This window comes from Thermococcus profundus (assembly GCF_002214585.1).
Lineage (GTDB): Archaea > Methanobacteriota_B > Thermococci > Thermococcales > Thermococcaceae > Thermococcus > Thermococcus profundus.
Genome location: NZ_CP014862.1, coordinates 240,988 through 255,769, shown reverse-complemented (window position 1 = coordinate 255,769; position 14,782 = coordinate 240,988). Strand labels below are relative to the sequence as shown.

Sequence of the window (14,782 nt, the reverse complement as noted above, 5' to 3'; positions counted from 1 at the left end):
TTCCCTTTTTTGAGGTGGTATCATGGAACGCATCAAGGGGTTACTGGGTATGAAAGGACAGCCCAAGGTGGAAGAGGGCGTCTTGAAAACCAAGGAGTGCATAGGCTGCGGTCTCTGCGCCCAGGTTTGTCCCCATAACGCAATATTCGTAATGGACGACGATAAAAAGGTTATATCTTTCCATCCCGAACTCTGCAAGGATTGCAACTTCGAGTGCAATGAGATATGCCCGACCAACGCCATTGAGGGCCGCCCAATGAGGGTAGACCTCGAATTCGAGTACGCCCACTGTCAGGTCTGCGGGAAGAAGCTTGACTACACCGTTAAAACCGCGGAGTTTCTGTACCACAAGCTCGAAAAGTTCTATGACCACCCAGAGGTCGTTTTTATGTGCGACAAATGCAAGCACGACCGCGTGAAGGAGTTCCCGACAGAATACCTCAAGTTCTTCGGAGGGGGGTCCAGATGAAGGGCATGAAATTCTCCTTTCTCTGCAAGAAGAAGCCACAGCCGACCGGAAAGAGGATAGCAATAGTTGGGGCCGGACCAGCTGGCCTCACCGCCGCAGGCTATCTCGTATGTAAGGGGCACGATGTGGATATCTACGATAAAATGCCGGAACCCGGGGGATTGATGCTCTTCGTCATTCCGGAGTTTAGAATTCCGGTCGAGAGGATTCGCTTTGGAGCTAAGGAGCTTGAGGAGGAGTTCGAGGTAACGTACTACCCCCGGACCAAGGTCATGGAAGGAGAAAGAGAAGACGAGGGCGATGAGTTCTACGAGAGAAAGATCAGGCTGAGCGAGCTGAAGGAGAAGTACGATGCGGTTTTAATAGCCACCGGCATATGGAACGTCAGGAAGATAGGAATCCCCGGTGATGATCTCGAGGGTATACTCTCACCCCTTGAACTGCTCTTCTGGATAAAGGGTCACAAGCTCGGCTACGTTCCAGAGGAGAAGGTTCCCGATTTGGCCGGAAAGAAGGTCGGTATAATAGGGGCCGGACTGACGGCCGTTGATGTAGCCTTTGAATGCAACCGCTTGGGTGCCGATGTCGAGATATTCTACCGCAGGACGATAAGAGAGGCTCCAGCAGGTGCCTACGAGATAAACATACTCCGCAACAGGGGAGTCAAGTGGTTCGAACTTGTGACACCGAAGAGCGTCATCGGTGAGAACGGCCGGGTAAAGGCCATCGAACTCCTCAGGACGCGTCTCGGAGAACCGGATGCAACCGGAAGGAGGCGGCCAATTCCAATTCCCGGCTCGGAGTTCCAGGTTCCAGTAGATTATCTCGTCTTCGCCATAGGAATGGTATCCACTCCACCCGTCAACGGAACTTATCTCGCCACGGACAGGAGGGGCAGGCTCGTTGTGGACGAGAGGCACATGACGAGCGTTGAAGGCATCTTCGCCGCTGGAGATGTTGCCAACGGCCCCACAAAAGTCGGCAGGGCGATAAAGGATGGCCTTTACACTGCCGTTTCCATCGACAAGTGGCTCAGGGGTGAGCTCTGATGGAGAGGAAGTACCTCTACGTTGACTACCTCACCTGTATCGGGTGCGAGACCTGCCAGACCGTCTGCGACTTCATACACAACGGAAATCCGTACATCAGGATATACGTCACAGAGAACAAGCAGTACGTCCCGATAAACTGCAAGCACTGCGACGATGCTCCCTGTATCAAGGTCTGCCCCACCCACGCCATCTACCGCGACGAGGATGGAGCGGTCAGGATAGCTGAGAACAAGTGCATAGGCTGCCTCGCCTGCCTGCAGGTCTGTCCTTACGGTGTTCCGTTCTACAGCCTCAAGGTGAAGGCGATAACCAAGTGCGACATGTGTGCCGAGAGGCGTGAGGAAGGGCTTGAGCCTGCCTGCGCCGAGATGTGTCCCGCCGAGGCAATCCAATACGGCCCGCTCGAGATGGTTCTCGAGCTTGTGAACGAGAGGCGCGCCAAGAACATCCCGGAGCACCAGCGCGAGCTTACAGAGGAGGAGCTCAGGAAGAGCATAAGCTCAGGGTATAAGGTCTTCTAAGCTGGAGGGCGGGGAATGGAAGTCAAGGAGATACTCGGAAACCTGCACAGGGTAGTCCTGATGGGGATAGGCAACGAGAAGATGGGCGACTACGGCTTCGGGGCGTATCTAGCTGAGGCCCTTTTGAGGGCAGTTGAGAACCCCAACTTTTTCCCCCTCAACTGCCACAGCGTCCCAGAAAGCCAGGCCGGTGTAGTCGTGAGGTTTCGGCCGGAGCTCGTGATAGTGGCGACTCCTCTGGAGTTCGGTGGTGAGCCTGGGAAGGTTGTTGTCGCCGACCCCTGGGAAGCGCTTGAAGACGTTCCCGAGGAGTTCAGGTTTCAGCTGAAGGTCACCCTCGGCCATCTCAAGGAGTTGCTCCCATGGACGCGCTTCGTCCTCCTGGGATGCCAGCCCGGAAGCAAAAAGGAGGTAACCGAGGAGGTAAAGAACTGCGTAAGGGGCCTTGCGATAGCGTTTAAAGATGCCGTTGATTAGGCAGGCTAAAGATAAAGGCAAAAGAGAGAAATCACTCCTCCGGCTTCGGGAGGGTGACTTCGACGCCGAGGACCTTCCACATGGCCTTGATCTGCTCGCGCATCTCGTCTATTGCCTCCGGTCTCTTGAAGAGGTGCTTGAACCTGCCCTGCAGTTTGAGGTACTCCTCTATGGGCTTCTTGAACTCGATGGCGACTATCTTTCCGCCCTCGCGCTTTACTTTAGCGCCTCCTCCGGGCGGCTGGATCTTGATGTTGAAGAAGTCGCCGTTCTCTATCTCAAAGAGCGGCCAGACACCCGTTTCAATGGCAAGTCTAGCTATCTCGACGCCCTTCTCGAGCGGGCTCTTCCAGCCGGTCGGGCAGGTGCAGTGAACCTGGACGAAGGCCGGGCCGTCGACCTTGGCGGCCTTCTTCATCTTCTTGACGAAGTCGAAGGGGTTGCCGATGCTCGCGGTGGCAACGTACGGTATCTGGTGGGCGGCCGCTATCAAAGCCACCCACTTCTTGGGCTTGTCCTCACCGATGGAGTACTTTCCGGGCGGGCTCGTTGTTGTCCAAGCACCGTAGGGTGTCGAGGAACTCCTCTGGATTCCGGTGTTCATGTAGGCCTCGTTGTCGTACATGAGGTAAACGACGTTGTGCCTCCTCTCGAGCATACCTGAGAGGGCCTGGAGGCCTATGTCGGCGGTACCACCGTCTCCACCTATTGCCAGTATCTTGCCCTTCCTGCCGAGCTTCTTCCAGGCCGCTTCAACACCGCTTGCCGCGGCCGCAGCGTTCTCAAAGGCAACGTGAACCCATGGAGCCCTCCAAGCAGTGTACGGGAAGACCGCGCTGACGACCTCCATACAACCTGTGGCCTGGGCTATGGCGAAAGCATTGGGATCGCCGAACTTCTCCTCCATGGCCTCGCTGAAGGCCTTGGTGGCGAGCTTGAGAGCGGTGGCACAGCCACAGCCGGCACAGGCGGCGTGGCCCGGTGCCCAGTACTCGCGAGTGGTAATCGGGGGTTTCCTAACGGCCATCTTCCTCACCTCACAGTATCTCCTTCCTGAGGCCTATCCAGTTGACCTCATCAACCTTTTCGCCGTTGAGGGCCTTCCTGCTTATCTCAAGGACTTCGTCGAGGTTCTGGAAGGTAACGTCCCTGCCGCCGAGTCCGAGGATGAAGTCAAGGATTATCGGCTTCTCCTTCTCGTTTATGAGGGCCCTGCTGAAGTCCTGGAAGAGGGCTCCGCCGACGCTGAAGGTAACGTTCTTCTCGAGGAGGGCTATGACCTTCGCCTTCTTCGCGAGCTCCCTGACCTCCTCAATCGGGAAGGGCCTGTAAACGGTGAGCTTAGCTGCACCGGCCTTGATTCCCTGCTCGCGGAGGTGGTCGACGTACTCCTTTACGGTTCCGGCGAGGGAACCCATGGTGACGAAGACTATCTCGGCGTCCTCGGTGCGGTACTCCTCAACCTTCCGGTACTTCCTTCCGAACTTCTTCTCGAACTCCTCAAAGACCTCGTCGATGACCTTCTTGGCGTTCTCATTGGCCTCCCAAACCGTGTACCTTGCCTCCATGTAGTGGGCCGGGAAGGCGAGGGTGCCCTGCGTTATCGGCCTCTCCGGGTCGAGGTAAGCATGCTTAGGCTCGTACTCGCCGAGGAACTCGTCAACGACCTCCTGATCTGGAATCTCAACCGGCTCGACAGTGTGGGTCAGGATGAAGGCATCGAAGCCGACCATTGCAGGGAGGAGAACCTTCTCGTTCTCGGCGACCTTGAAGGCTATGAGGATGAGATCGAGTGCCTCCTGGTTGTTCTCGGCGTAGAACTGGAGCCAGCCGGTATCGCGCTCGCTTATGCTGTCCTGCCAGTCGTTCCAGATGTTGATCGGAGCACTGAGTGAGCGGTTTCCGACTGCAACCACTATCGGAAGGCGCATTCCAGCGGCTATGAACAGAACCTCGTGCATCAAAGCGAGACCCTGTGAAGCTGTTGCGGTGAAGGTCCTAACTCCAGCGGCTGAAGCACCAACGCAGGCGGAGATAGCGGAGTGCTCGCTCTCGACCTTGATGAACTCGGCGTCGAGCTCTCCGTTGGCCACGAACTCACTTATCTTCTCGGGAACGAGGGTCGACGGCGTAATCGGGAAAGCCGCTATGACCTTGGGCTTGGCCAGCTTGGCCGCCCAGGCGGCAGCCTCGTTTGCCTTCATAACGGTTCTTATCGGCATCTTTCACCACCTCACTTGGTCTCCCTAACCATAACTATGGCATCAACCGGGCACTCATTGGCGCAGATGCCACAGCCCTTACAGTAGTCGTAGTCGAATACCGGATAGTTCTCCTCATCCAGGTAGATGGCCGGCTCCGGGCAGTATATGTAGCAGAGGAAGCACCTAGTGCACTTGTCCCTGTTGAACTCCGGCACGAAAACTCTCCAGGAGCCGGTCTTGTTGATTACGCTGCTCCCCGGAATGGTCGCTATCGCACCGGGGGTCATCTTTTCGCTGTATTCCTTAGCAACCCTCTCAATGTTCTCCTTAAACGGGCTCTCAGCCATATGTATCACCTCTAGTGAGTTATGGAACGCGAACTTAAACTTTGCGTGGACACGAAAGTGTAACAATGAAAGGCTCAGCCGAAGACCTCGGCGAGCTTCTTAAGCTTCTCCCACTCGTGGTTCACCCACGCCTGGAGGATCTCGATGTCCTCCTTGGTCATGTACTTGAACCTGCCCTGGTACTTGAGGAACTCCTCTATCGGCTTTGGCTCCTTCTTCGGGTTGGGCATGTTGATCTTGTACTTGCCGTCCTTGTACTCGAAGAGCGGGAAGTAGGCGGTCTGGACTGCTAGGCGGGCTATCTCGATGCTCTTGTCGGTCGGGCTCCTCCATCCGGTCGGGCACGGGCTGAAGAGCTGGATAAAGCTTGGTCCCGGAGTCTTCTGAGCCGTCTTGAGCTTCCTTATGAAGTCCTCCGGATAGGCGACGCTGGCGGTTGCCGCGTAGGGTATCTCGTGGGCTATGACGATGTCTATGACCTTCTTCTTGTGCCGCTTTTCTAGAAAGTGCCTCTTTCCACCGGGGGTGTTTGTTGTCCAGGCTCCGTAGGGTGTTGAACCTGACCTCTGGATTCCGGTGTTCATGTAGGCCTCGTTGTCGTACATGATGTAGACCGCGTCGTGGCCCCTCTCAAGGAACCCTGAAAGGGCCTGAAGACCGATATCAGCTGTACCACCGTCGCCGGCCCAGCCGACGACCATGATACCGTCTTCGCCCTTGACCTTGTACCCCATGGCCTTTAAGGCCGCCTCAATGCCGCCCATGACGGCACCTGTGGTCTCAAAGGCCGTGTGGAAGAGGTTGGCGTCGAGGGTTGAGTAGGGCCAGGCACCGGCTATGATGGTCGAACAGCAGGCAGGAATGGTTACTATCGTTTTCCTGCCGTAGGCCTTGAGGACGTATCTGAGTCCGAGTGAAGCACCGCAACCTTGGCAAGCGGTGTGTCCTGCGTAAAAGTGCTCGTCCGCGGGAAGGGTCAGTTTCTTCTTAATGGTCTCGGGAATCTCCATCTTTCTCACCTCTTAAGGTGGTACCAGTCCACCTCTACATCGATCTCTCCCTTCTCGATAACGGCCTTCATGTTATCGGCGATCTTCCTGACGTCGTTGACCGTGAAGTCCCTGCCTCCGAGTCCGACTATGTAGTTCTTCATGAGCGGCTTGGCACCGGTGTTGTAGAGCGCCCCCTTGGCCTCTGTGAAGAGTATGCCCTCCTGGCCGAAGGAGAAGTTCCTGTCGAGGACCGCTATGCCCTGGACGTTCTTGGCGAGCTCGTAGAGCTCCTCCTTCGGGAACGGCCTGAACCAGCGGACCTTCGCCGCTCCGACCTTGTAGCCCTCTTCCCTGAGAATGTCAACGGCCTGCTTGACGGTTCCCATGAGCGAACCCATGCCCATGAAGACGAAGTCGGCATCGTCGGTTCTGTAGAGCTCTATCATCTGGCTGTAGTCCCTTCCGAACATCTCCCCAAACTCTTTGCCGACTTCCTTGATGACCTTCTTGGCCTTCTCATGGGCCTTGGCGAGCTTGTAGCGGAACTCGTAGTAGTCGGCGGGAGTTGCGAGGGCGCCGACCGAAATCGGGTTGTCGAAGTTGGTCAGGGTGTAGAGCGGCTTCCGTGGCGGGAGGAACTCGTCGACGAGCTCCTGCGGGATCATCTCGACGACGTCGTATGTGTGGCTCAGGATGAAGGCGCTCTCAACGACCATGGCCGGGACGTTGACGGTCTCCGCTATCTTGAATGCCATCAGAACTCCGTCGTAAACCTCCTGGTTGTTCTCGGCGTAGAACTGCATCCAGCCCGTATCCCTCTGGGCGAGTGAATCGGTCTGATCGTCCCACACGCTCCACGGGGGAGCCATTGCCCTGTTAACGTCGACCATAACTATGGGAAGCCTCGCACCGGCCGCCCAGTGGAGCATCTCGTGCATCAAAGCTAGACCCTGGGCAGAGGTTGCCGTGAAGGCCCTAGCGCCTGTCGCAGATGCACCGATGGTGGCGGCCATTGCGGAGTGCTCGCTCTCGACCGGAACGTACTGGAGGTTCTCGACCTCTCCGTTGGCAAGGAACTCGGCTATCTTTTCGATGATGCTGGTCTGGGGGGTGATCGGGTAAGCGGCAACCACCTGAACCCTGGCGTCTTTCACTGCGTAGGCTGCCGCATAGTTTCCGCTCACGACCTTTCTGATCGGCTTGTACTCCATCTTCACCACCTCACTTCTCCTCCTTCTCCATCGTTATGGCGTTGGTCGGGCACTCGTTGGCGCAGATACCGCAACCCTTACAGTAGTCGTAGTCAACCGCGACGTAGCCGTCGTCCTTGATGTAGATGGCCGGCTCAGGGCAGAACTTCCAGCAGATATAGCACTTGACGCACTTGTCCTCGTTTATGATCGGAATGAAAGTCCTCCAGTCGCCGGTGAAGTTGCTGAGGGTCGTCCCCAGACTTATTGGGGCCTCCGGGTACTCGTCCACCTTGGTGAAGACGATTTTGGTGGCCCCTTCCTTCTTTTCACCAAACAGCGTGTTCAATCTCCTCCCCTCCTTAAGGTAAGATGAAACAAGGAATCAGAGCAAAATCAGAGCTCGTAGACAACGGTCTTGTTGAAGGACTCCTCGGCGGCCTTGGCGTTCTTCTCCCCGAGGGCTCCCGAGAAGGTCTCCTTAATGGCTTCCTGGACTTTCTCAAGCTTGACTAGTCCGGTGGCCTTTGCAACCGCACCGAGGATGGCCGTGTTGGTGATCGGGAGTCCAAGAACGTCGAGGGCTATGCCGGTAGCGTCAACGATAGCCAGCTTGCCCGGCTTCTTCTTGAGCTTCTCAAGTACCTCTTCCTTGCTCTTCTCGGTGTTGATTATGACGATTCCTCCGTCCTTGAGACCGGCCGTGACATCAACGGTGTCGAGAAGGCTCGGGTCGAGGACGACGACAACGTCCGGCTCGTAGATCTGGGTCTTTATCCTGATGGGCTTCTCATCTATCCTGGTGAAGGCAGTAACCGGCGCTCCACGCCTCTCAACACCGAAGAACGGGAACGCCTGGACGTATTTGCCCTCCTTGAAGGCTGCTGAAGCTAGAATGTTTGCAGCGGTAACAGCACCCTGTCCACCTCTACCGTGAAAACGTATCTCGATCATACTTCCTGCCTCCTTGAGGTTTTTTCAATGTTGCTTCAACCGTTACATTTATTTGCCTTTCGGTATTGGCTTAAGCTTCCCTCGGCAAGTGTCTTTGGGTAATCGTGAACATAAGAGGGCGCCAATGGTTAATCAAAATCAAGATTTCCCGAAGAAGTTTCGAAAAAATTTAAATAGACTACCCACCTCCATATAGACTATATAGCCGGAGGGAGGGGAATGGAAGCGCTGGGACTGGCAATGATTGCGGTGGCATTCTATATCGCATGGAACATAGGCTCCAACGACTCGGCAAATGCAATGGGTACTGCCGTGGGAGCGGGGATACTGAGCTTCCGCCAGGCAACCCTCACAATAGCAATATTCACCCTCCTCGGGGCGTATTTAAAGGGGTACAAGGTCATGAAGACCGTGGGAAAGGGAATAGTCCCCCCCGGATACCTGACGGTTGAGTTAGCCGTTATAGCCCTCCTCTCCGCCGGCGTGTGGGTCACCATAGCCACGGTCAAAGGCCTCCCCGTTTCCACCACCCAGGCCATAGTAGGGGGCGTTCTGGGAGTGGGCCTCAGCATAGGCGCGCCGGTGAACTGGGAAACGATGGCGAAGATAGCCGGTGCGTGGGTCTTCTCCCCAGTATTATCCGGTATCTTTGCGATAATCCTATACAAGTTCTACGGATGGGTAATATCCAGGATCAAAACCATAGCCACGATCGAAAAGCTGTACAAGGCCCTCGCAATCCTGGGGGGCTCTTACATGGCCTTCAACTTCGGGACCAACGAGGTAGCGAACGCCTCAGGCCCAATAGTCGGGGCGGGCTTCCTGGAGCCGAGAACGGCTGGAATCCTCGTGGCGTTGAGCCTGGCCATGGGGGCTCTCACCTTCAGCTACGCAGTTATGCACACCGTCGGAAAGAAGATAACATCCCTCGGTCCGGTTTCGGCTTTCTCAGCTCAGTTCGGCTCCGCCATCTCCGTGAGTCTGGCCAACGTTTTGGGCCTCCCCGTGAGCTCAAGCCAGGCCATAGTCGGCGGAGTCGTCGGCGTCGGCATCATAACGGGAGAGGGCGTGGATAGGAGCGTCGTAAAGGACATACTCTTCGGCTGGGTGGCCACTCCAACTGTGGCGGTCATAATCTCACTCATCGTTTTCAGGCTCTTCAGCCTCGCCGGCCTCGTCTAAGGGGTGCTCTATCACCACGCCGAGCTTCGTCAGCTCCTTTATCATTCCCACCTGAACGAGGGCATCGACCACCGTTTCCTCCCCGTAGGAAACGTTGAGAACCTCACCTATTGACTCAAGCAGGCCGAGCACCTTCCCAGCGTCGGAGCCGGGCGGGATGGTTATTCTGAACCTCCGGTACTTAGGCAGGCCTGGGATTATCCCCTCCAGAGCACAGTAGAGGTCGTCCAGAAGGCCCATTTTAGCTGAGGTCTTCACAACGGCCCTCACGTTGGGGGCCATCTCACGCGAGAGTTCAAGGATCCTCTCAGCTTTGTCGTTTACGTCCTCCTCACTGGTTAGGTCAATCTTGTTGAGAACCACCACCATTGGTTTATCCAGAGATTTGAGCTCCCTAAGAACCCTCAGCGATGCCAGAAACTTCCTCCTGATCTCCCCCCAGGGTTCGCTTGAATCAAGAACCAGAAGGAGGACGTCGGCCTTCACTATCTCCTCAAGGGTCGAGTGGAAGGCCTCGACAATGAACGGTGGAAGGTTGTCGATGAAGCCGACGGTATCTGTGACGAGGACCCTTTTCCTCCCGAGTTTAAACCTCCTCGTGGTGGTGTCGAGGGTTGTGAACATCTGATTCCTGGCCTCCACGTTCTCTCTCGCCAGGGCGTTGAGAAGAGTGCTCTTTCCAGCGTTGGTGTAGCCGGCTAGGGCTATTAGAATGAACCCCAGCTCCTCCCTGCGCTTCCTCTTAACCTCTCGATCCGCCCTGACCCTCTCCAGCTCCTTCCTTATCTTTCCCATCCTGTACCGAATGTGCTTAAGGTACTGCCTGGTCTGGTACTCGCCCATGCCCTTGAAACCGGCCCTGTCGCCGAGCTTTATTCTCCTTATCGCCTCCTTAACGAGCGGAACCTCGTACTGGAGTGAGGCGAGCTCGACCTGGAGTTTGGCCTCCTTGGAGTGGGCCCTCTTCTCGAATATCTCAAGAACGAGCTGCCAGCGGTCCATCACCTCAACCTTCAGCTCCTTCCAGAGGTTGTAGGCCTGGCTGGGGGTCAGCCTGTTTGCGAAGATAACCTTATCAGGCTTCAGCTCCTCCACTAGAGCCTTGAGCTCCTTCAGCTTTCCCGGCCCGATGTTGTAGCGCGGATGCTCCTCGCGGTTCTGCTCAACTATCTCAATAACGTCGTAACCCGCACTCCTTAGGAGCTCCTCGAATTCATCTCTACTGAGGCGTTCTCGCCTTGAAGTCCTGATAACTCCGATGGCCTTCATACCTTCAACCCCTGGGAAAGAGGATTTAAAAACCTGCAGTTCTCTGAAAGTGAAGGTGATAAATACTACAGAAAGTTTATAAGTCATGCAAGAACGAAAAGTATGCGGTGAGAACTGTGAAAAAGGTGCTGGCCCTCGTCATCGTCGTGGGTATCGTACTCGGGTTTGCGGGATACTCGTACATCGTTTACAAAAGGGCAGAATTAGTTCAGCCGACTGTTGCCTCTATTGACGAAGTTCATGTCTTCCTTGAAGCGTCTTCGATGGGAATGGAGTACAAAAAGTCCAACGGCGATTCCGTGGATGTGAAGTATCTCCCCGGCATCTTCTATCAGCCTGGAAAAAGAGTTCCAAATCTGCTCCATTTCGAGTTCGTTATTAATGAGGAGTCCCTCGCCCTGAAGAACATCACGATTTACCTCTGGTACTCCCTCTTCAACGTCTCCAACCAGACCCCTCCAAGGGGGCTTCTTTCACTCAATGGCACCGTACCTTATGGAGCCCTTGGAAACAACAGGACGTTTACCATCTTCTACAACTATTCCGATGAACACAACTGGGGGAGTTGGGCTAAGTACGTGCTAGAGCCTTCTGGGGGGATGATTGAAGTTTCCACGAACGGTTCCGGCTCCCTTTGGAGTGTTGCAGACATAAACTCCTTCCAAAGAAGATTAATTGAAGGAAATGGTGATGGAAGCGTCGATTATCTCCCCGACAATTTAACCGGTAGCTTCCGCTACATGGGCTCGGTGACCGTTGAGAGCGTGAATCATGTGATTCCTCAGACTCTCTTCGTGCTCCTATCCTCCAACGGAACCCTCGCTGAAGGGCTGGAGGAGCGCAATGGAGGCGTTTTAATTGTGCCGGTGGTTGTCTTCAACTACGAGGGGAAAAAGTTCCAGTGGAAGAGCTGGCACGGCCTTCCCTATCCGGATGCTGTGAAAACAAAGGTTGGTAGAGTGCTTTCTTTTGTCCTCGGTGATAATAGGCAGGAAGTTGGGGACGATGGCTACATCTATCTCAGCTGGGTGATTGACTACACTTTCAACGTTTCCATCCAGTAACTTTTTTAACACCTTTTTAGAAGGCCTCCAACATGATAGCGCTCGGCATTGAGGGAACAGCCCACACTCTCGGCATCGGCATCGTTACTGAGAAAGAAGTCCTCGCCAACGTATTCGACACCCTAACGACTGAAAAAGGCGGTATTCACCCAAAGGAAGCCGCCGAACACCACGCGAGGCTTCTCAAGCTCCTCCTGAAAAAGGCCCTTGAAACTGCTGGAATAACCATCGATGATGTTGACGTCATAGCCTTCTCCCAGGGGCCCGGTTTAGGGCCGTGTCTGAGGGTCGTGGCAACAGCCGCAAGGGCCCTCGCGATAAAGCACAACAAGCCGATAGTCGGTGTTAACCACTGCATAGCTCACGTTGAGATAACCAAGATGTTCGGCGTTAGAGACCCAGTAGGACTGTACGTTAGCGGCGGCAACACCCAGGTTCTCGCCCTGGAAGGCGGCCGCTACCGCGTCTTCGGCGAGACCCTTGACATAGGCATTGGGAACGCTATAGACACCTTCGCGAGGGAGCTCGGAATAGGCTTCCCGGGAGGGCCGAAGATAGAGAAGCTCGCGCTGAAGGGGGAGAGGTACATTGAGCTTCCCTATGCCGTCAAGGGCATGGACCTGAGCTTCTCGGGAGTCCTCACCGAAGCGGTTAGGAAGTACCGCACGGGCAAGTACCGCGTTGAGGATCTGGCCTATTCCTTCCAGGAGACGGCCTTCGCCGCCCTGGTCGAGGTCACGGAGAGGGCCGTGGCGCACACGGGAAAAACTGAAGTCGTCCTCGTAGGTGGAGTCGCGGCCAACAACCGCCTCCGCGAGATGCTCAGGATAATGACCGAAGACAGGGGGATAAGGTTCTTCGTCCCCCCATACGATCTGTGCCGCGATAACGGCGCAATGATAGCCTACACGGGTTTGAGGATGTACCGTGGTGGCGTAAGGTTTAAGATACATGATACCATAGTGAAGCAGAAGTTTAGAACGGATGAGGTCGAAGTTGTATGGGATTAATCGTGTCCAGTTCACGCCTCATATACGACATTTCAATGTTCGCCGTAATAGCCTACGTGTGGCTATTTTTCCTCAAACGGTGGAACAGGTACGTCGCCGAGCTCAAATTCTTCGTGCAGGAGGCGGCGATATTCCTCTCAATAGCAGTCATCGGAAGGACGATCGATATAATAGACGACTTCACGGAGGTTCCCTACGACTCGGCCATCCTCTCCATTCTTTACGGGGTTTCAATATTCGGGGTTATATACACCATAGTCCACTACGTCATCGTTCTGGAGAGGAGGTACATCCCAACCCCAAAGATCCCGAGTAACGAATCAGCGCCAAAGGGAGCCGACGGCAGATTCAAGGGGGCCTACCTGGTCTTTGGATCCAAGGCTAAGATGGTAGACCTTTTTGGGCTCCTTCGATCCCTCAAAATGCCCACCCTCGCATTCACCCGAAACCCCCACCTCTACGAGGGGATGGACTTTGTGGCAACGGTCTGGATAACCCAAGCCACGGACAGTGGAGTCCCCCCCACCAAGCTCCACGTCATCCAGGAGCAGGCGATAAACTTTGTGCGAGAAAACCCGGAGTCGATCGTGGTTATAGACTGCCTTGAATACCTCATGCTCTACAACGAGTTCCCAGCCATCTTCAAGTTTCTAGTTAACCTCAAAGACTACATCCTGCCGACTGGGGCGGCTCTGGTAATCGTCGTGGACGAGAACGCGCTCGACGAGAGACAGAAAGCCCTCCTTCTCAGGGAGTTTGAACCTCTGTGAGGGCTGTATATGGGGAGAAAACCGTATAGAAAGGTTGTCGTTGGAGGTACATTCGACAGGCTCCACCTCGGCCACAAAGCCCTCCTCAGAAAAGCCTTTGATGTTGGAAGGTACGTGTATATCGGCCTGACCTCGGATGAGATGATAAAGGACAAACCCTACGCCGAGAAGATCCTCCCCTACTGGAGGCGGCTGGAGTGCCTCCTAAAGTTCATCGAGATCAACGGCTACTCAAACTACCGCGTCATCAAGATAAACACCGCGATAGGCTTCGCAGACAGCATGAAGGATCTTGAAGCCATCGTCGTCAGTGAGGAAACGTATAAAGGCGCCGTCCTCGTCAACAGGGCAAGGGAGGAGAAGGGACTGCCCCCCCTCAAGGTGGTTACGATAAAGGTGATAAAAAGCAAGGTGGGCCCGAAGATCAGCTCATCCCTCATCCGGGCCGGCCTCATAGACCCCTTCGGGAATCCCCTAACCCGCAAGAAAAACGAAACTGGAAAGAGGTTATAGCCCAGTCGGCTCGTCGATGAAGAACACTTCCAGATCGAACTTTTCTCCCAGGAGAGGCATCAGTGCTTTAACTCCGAGCGTCTCCGTCTTGTAGTGGCCAGCCACGAGGACGCTCTGCGGAAGGTCAAGGGCGGTTAAATAATCGGCATGGCCAAACTCGCCGGTTATGAGAAGGTCGATCCCCTTCTTCCAAGCTTCCTCCAGGGCGAAGGCACCTGCCCCGCTGATGGCTCCAACGGTTCTAATCTCGCGCTTCCCGAACTCGTAGGTTTTAACCGTTGTGTCGAGCTTTTCCGCGATTATCTGTGCAATTTTCTCTATCGGCTGCGGCTCTTCAAACTCTCCCCAGAAGCCAATGGAAAGCCCCCGGTACTCGCCGAAAGGCCCCTTAGGTTCGAGATCAAGTAATCTCAGAAGTTCTACGTTGTTCCCCACCTCAGGATGGGCATCGAGCGGAAGATGGGCCGCGTAGAGGTTAATGCCCGATGAGAGAAGCGCTTTCAGGCGCTTGTAGTGTATCCCAGTTACGTAGCTTATCCCGCCCCATATCATACCGTGGTGGACTATCATCATGTCGGCTTTGGCCTTTGCTGCGCGTTCTATTGTTTTGAGTGTTGTATCCACCGTGAAGGCGACGCGTTCAACTTCTTCCTTCCCCTCCACCTGGAGGCCGTTGCTCGACTTGTCTGGATAGGCTGAGATGTTGAGGTATTCATCCAGGAATGATACGAGTTCGTCACGACTGACCATTTTTTCACCGCCCTATTC

At 55.1% G+C, this 14,782-nt stretch carries 18 protein-coding genes; 9 read left to right on the top strand and 9 right to left on the bottom strand.

Annotated features, from left to right (window positions below; genetic code table 11):
* Positions 1 to 22: 22 nt before the first annotated feature.
* Genes A3L09_RS01360 through A3L09_RS01345 form a run of 4 tightly spaced genes read left to right on the top strand, consistent with a single transcriptional unit; the run spans position 23 to position 2,519 of the window.
* Positions 23 to 469, top strand: coding sequence for a 4Fe-4S dicluster domain-containing protein (locus tag A3L09_RS01360; protein WP_232473551.1), 447 nt, complete (start codon positions 23 to 25; stop codon positions 467 to 469).
* Positions 466 to 1,518 carry an FAD-dependent oxidoreductase gene (locus A3L09_RS01355; protein WP_088857272.1) on the top strand — a complete coding sequence of 351 codons (1,053 nt, stop codon included), beginning with the start codon at positions 466 to 468 and terminating at the stop codon, positions 1,516 to 1,518. The genes A3L09_RS01360 and A3L09_RS01355 overlap by 4 nt, the downstream gene beginning before the upstream one ends.
* Positions 1,518 to 2,042, top strand: a complete 525-nt coding sequence (locus tag A3L09_RS01350) for a 4Fe-4S dicluster domain-containing protein (RefSeq protein ID WP_088857271.1) — start codon at positions 1,518 to 1,520, stop codon at positions 2,040 to 2,042. Before A3L09_RS01355 ends, A3L09_RS01350 begins: the two co-directional genes overlap by 1 nt.
* Before the next feature lie 15 nt (positions 2,043 to 2,057).
* Positions 2,058 to 2,519 (top strand): hydrogenase maturation protease, encoded by a 462-nt coding sequence (locus A3L09_RS01345; RefSeq protein ID WP_088857270.1) that lies wholly within the window; start codon positions 2,058 to 2,060, stop codon positions 2,517 to 2,519.
* 31 nt (positions 2,520 to 2,550) lie between these two features.
* Here the strand turns inward: A3L09_RS01345 and porB are convergent, their stop codons facing one another.
* The 7 genes from porB to A3L09_RS01310 all read right to left on the bottom strand — a co-directional run bounded on the left by porB (position 2,551) and on the right by A3L09_RS01310 (position 8,206).
* A complete protein-coding gene (gene porB, locus A3L09_RS01340; protein WP_088857269.1) occupies positions 2,551 to 3,546 on the bottom strand; it encodes a pyruvate synthase subunit PorB in 996 nt (331 codons plus the stop codon).
* Between the two features lie 10 nt (positions 3,547 to 3,556).
* Positions 3,557 to 4,741 (bottom strand): pyruvate synthase subunit PorA, encoded by a 1,185-nt coding sequence (gene porA, locus A3L09_RS01335; protein WP_088857268.1) that lies wholly within the window; start codon positions 4,739 to 4,741, stop codon positions 3,557 to 3,559.
* 11 nt (positions 4,742 to 4,752) lie between these two features.
* Entirely contained in the window at positions 4,753 to 5,070 is a 318-nt protein-coding gene (gene porD, locus A3L09_RS01330) for a pyruvate synthase subunit PorD (RefSeq protein ID WP_088857267.1), read from the bottom strand.
* Positions 5,071 to 5,144: 74 nt separating this feature from the next.
* Entirely contained in the window at positions 5,145 to 6,080 is a 936-nt protein-coding gene (locus tag A3L09_RS01325) for a 3-methyl-2-oxobutanoate dehydrogenase subunit beta (protein ID WP_088857266.1), read from the bottom strand.
* Positions 6,081 to 6,085: 5 nt separating this feature from the next.
* On the bottom strand, positions 6,086 to 7,273 hold the full coding sequence (gene porA, locus A3L09_RS01320) for a pyruvate ferredoxin oxidoreductase (RefSeq protein ID WP_088857265.1): 1,188 nt from the start codon (positions 7,271 to 7,273) through the stop codon (positions 6,086 to 6,088).
* Between the two features lie 10 nt (positions 7,274 to 7,283).
* Positions 7,284 to 7,601, bottom strand: a complete 318-nt coding sequence (locus A3L09_RS01315; protein WP_088857264.1) for a 3-methyl-2-oxobutanoate dehydrogenase subunit delta — start codon at positions 7,599 to 7,601, stop codon at positions 7,284 to 7,286.
* Positions 7,602 to 7,648: 47 nt separating this feature from the next.
* On the bottom strand, positions 7,649 to 8,206 hold the full coding sequence (locus A3L09_RS01310; RefSeq protein ID WP_088857263.1) for a pyruvate/ketoisovalerate ferredoxin oxidoreductase subunit gamma: 558 nt from the start codon (positions 8,204 to 8,206) through the stop codon (positions 7,649 to 7,651).
* Between the two features lie 219 nt (positions 8,207 to 8,425).
* Here A3L09_RS01310 and A3L09_RS01305 point away from each other — a divergent pair, with 219 nt between their 5' ends.
* Positions 8,426 to 9,388 carry an inorganic phosphate transporter gene (locus tag A3L09_RS01305; RefSeq protein ID WP_088857262.1) on the top strand — a complete coding sequence of 321 codons (963 nt, stop codon included), beginning with the start codon at positions 8,426 to 8,428 and terminating at the stop codon, positions 9,386 to 9,388.
* Here the strand turns inward: A3L09_RS01305 and hflX are convergent.
* A complete protein-coding gene (hflX, locus tag A3L09_RS01300) occupies positions 9,344 to 10,657 on the bottom strand; it encodes a GTPase HflX (protein ID WP_088857261.1) in 1,314 nt (437 codons plus the stop codon). The two genes, A3L09_RS01305 and hflX, sit on opposite strands and share 45 nt — an antisense overlap.
* Positions 10,658 to 10,764: 107 nt before the next feature.
* Here hflX and A3L09_RS01295 point away from each other — a divergent pair, with 107 nt between their 5' ends.
* The 4 genes from A3L09_RS01295 to coaD are packed head-to-tail and all read left to right on the top strand — an operon-like array spanning position 10,765 to position 14,014.
* Positions 10,765 to 11,721: a hypothetical protein gene (locus tag A3L09_RS01295; RefSeq protein WP_157727173.1), complete on the top strand. Its 957-nt coding sequence runs from the start codon at positions 10,765 to 10,767 to the stop codon at positions 11,719 to 11,721.
* Positions 11,722 to 11,753: 32 nt separating this feature from the next.
* The gene (locus A3L09_RS01290; protein WP_088857259.1) at positions 11,754 to 12,731 is read left to right on the top strand and encodes a bifunctional N(6)-L-threonylcarbamoyladenine synthase/serine/threonine protein kinase; all 978 of its coding nucleotides are present in this window, start codon (positions 11,754 to 11,756) and stop codon (positions 12,729 to 12,731) included.
* Positions 12,722 to 13,501, top strand: coding sequence for a DUF835 domain-containing protein (locus tag A3L09_RS01285; RefSeq protein ID WP_088857258.1), 780 nt, complete (start codon positions 12,722 to 12,724; stop codon positions 13,499 to 13,501). The genes A3L09_RS01290 and A3L09_RS01285 overlap by 10 nt, the downstream gene beginning before the upstream one ends.
* A 9-nt stretch (positions 13,502 to 13,510) precedes the next feature.
* Positions 13,511 to 14,014 carry a phosphopantetheine adenylyltransferase gene (gene coaD, locus A3L09_RS01280; protein WP_088857257.1) on the top strand — a complete coding sequence of 168 codons (504 nt, stop codon included), beginning with the start codon at positions 13,511 to 13,513 and terminating at the stop codon, positions 14,012 to 14,014.
* Here the strand turns inward: coaD and A3L09_RS01275 are convergent.
* The gene (locus tag A3L09_RS01275; RefSeq protein ID WP_088857256.1) at positions 14,009 to 14,764 is read right to left on the bottom strand and encodes a Nif3-like dinuclear metal center hexameric protein; all 756 of its coding nucleotides are present in this window, start codon (positions 14,762 to 14,764) and stop codon (positions 14,009 to 14,011) included. The genes coaD and A3L09_RS01275 overlap by 6 nt on opposite strands.
* Positions 14,765 to 14,782 lie beyond the last annotated feature (18 nt).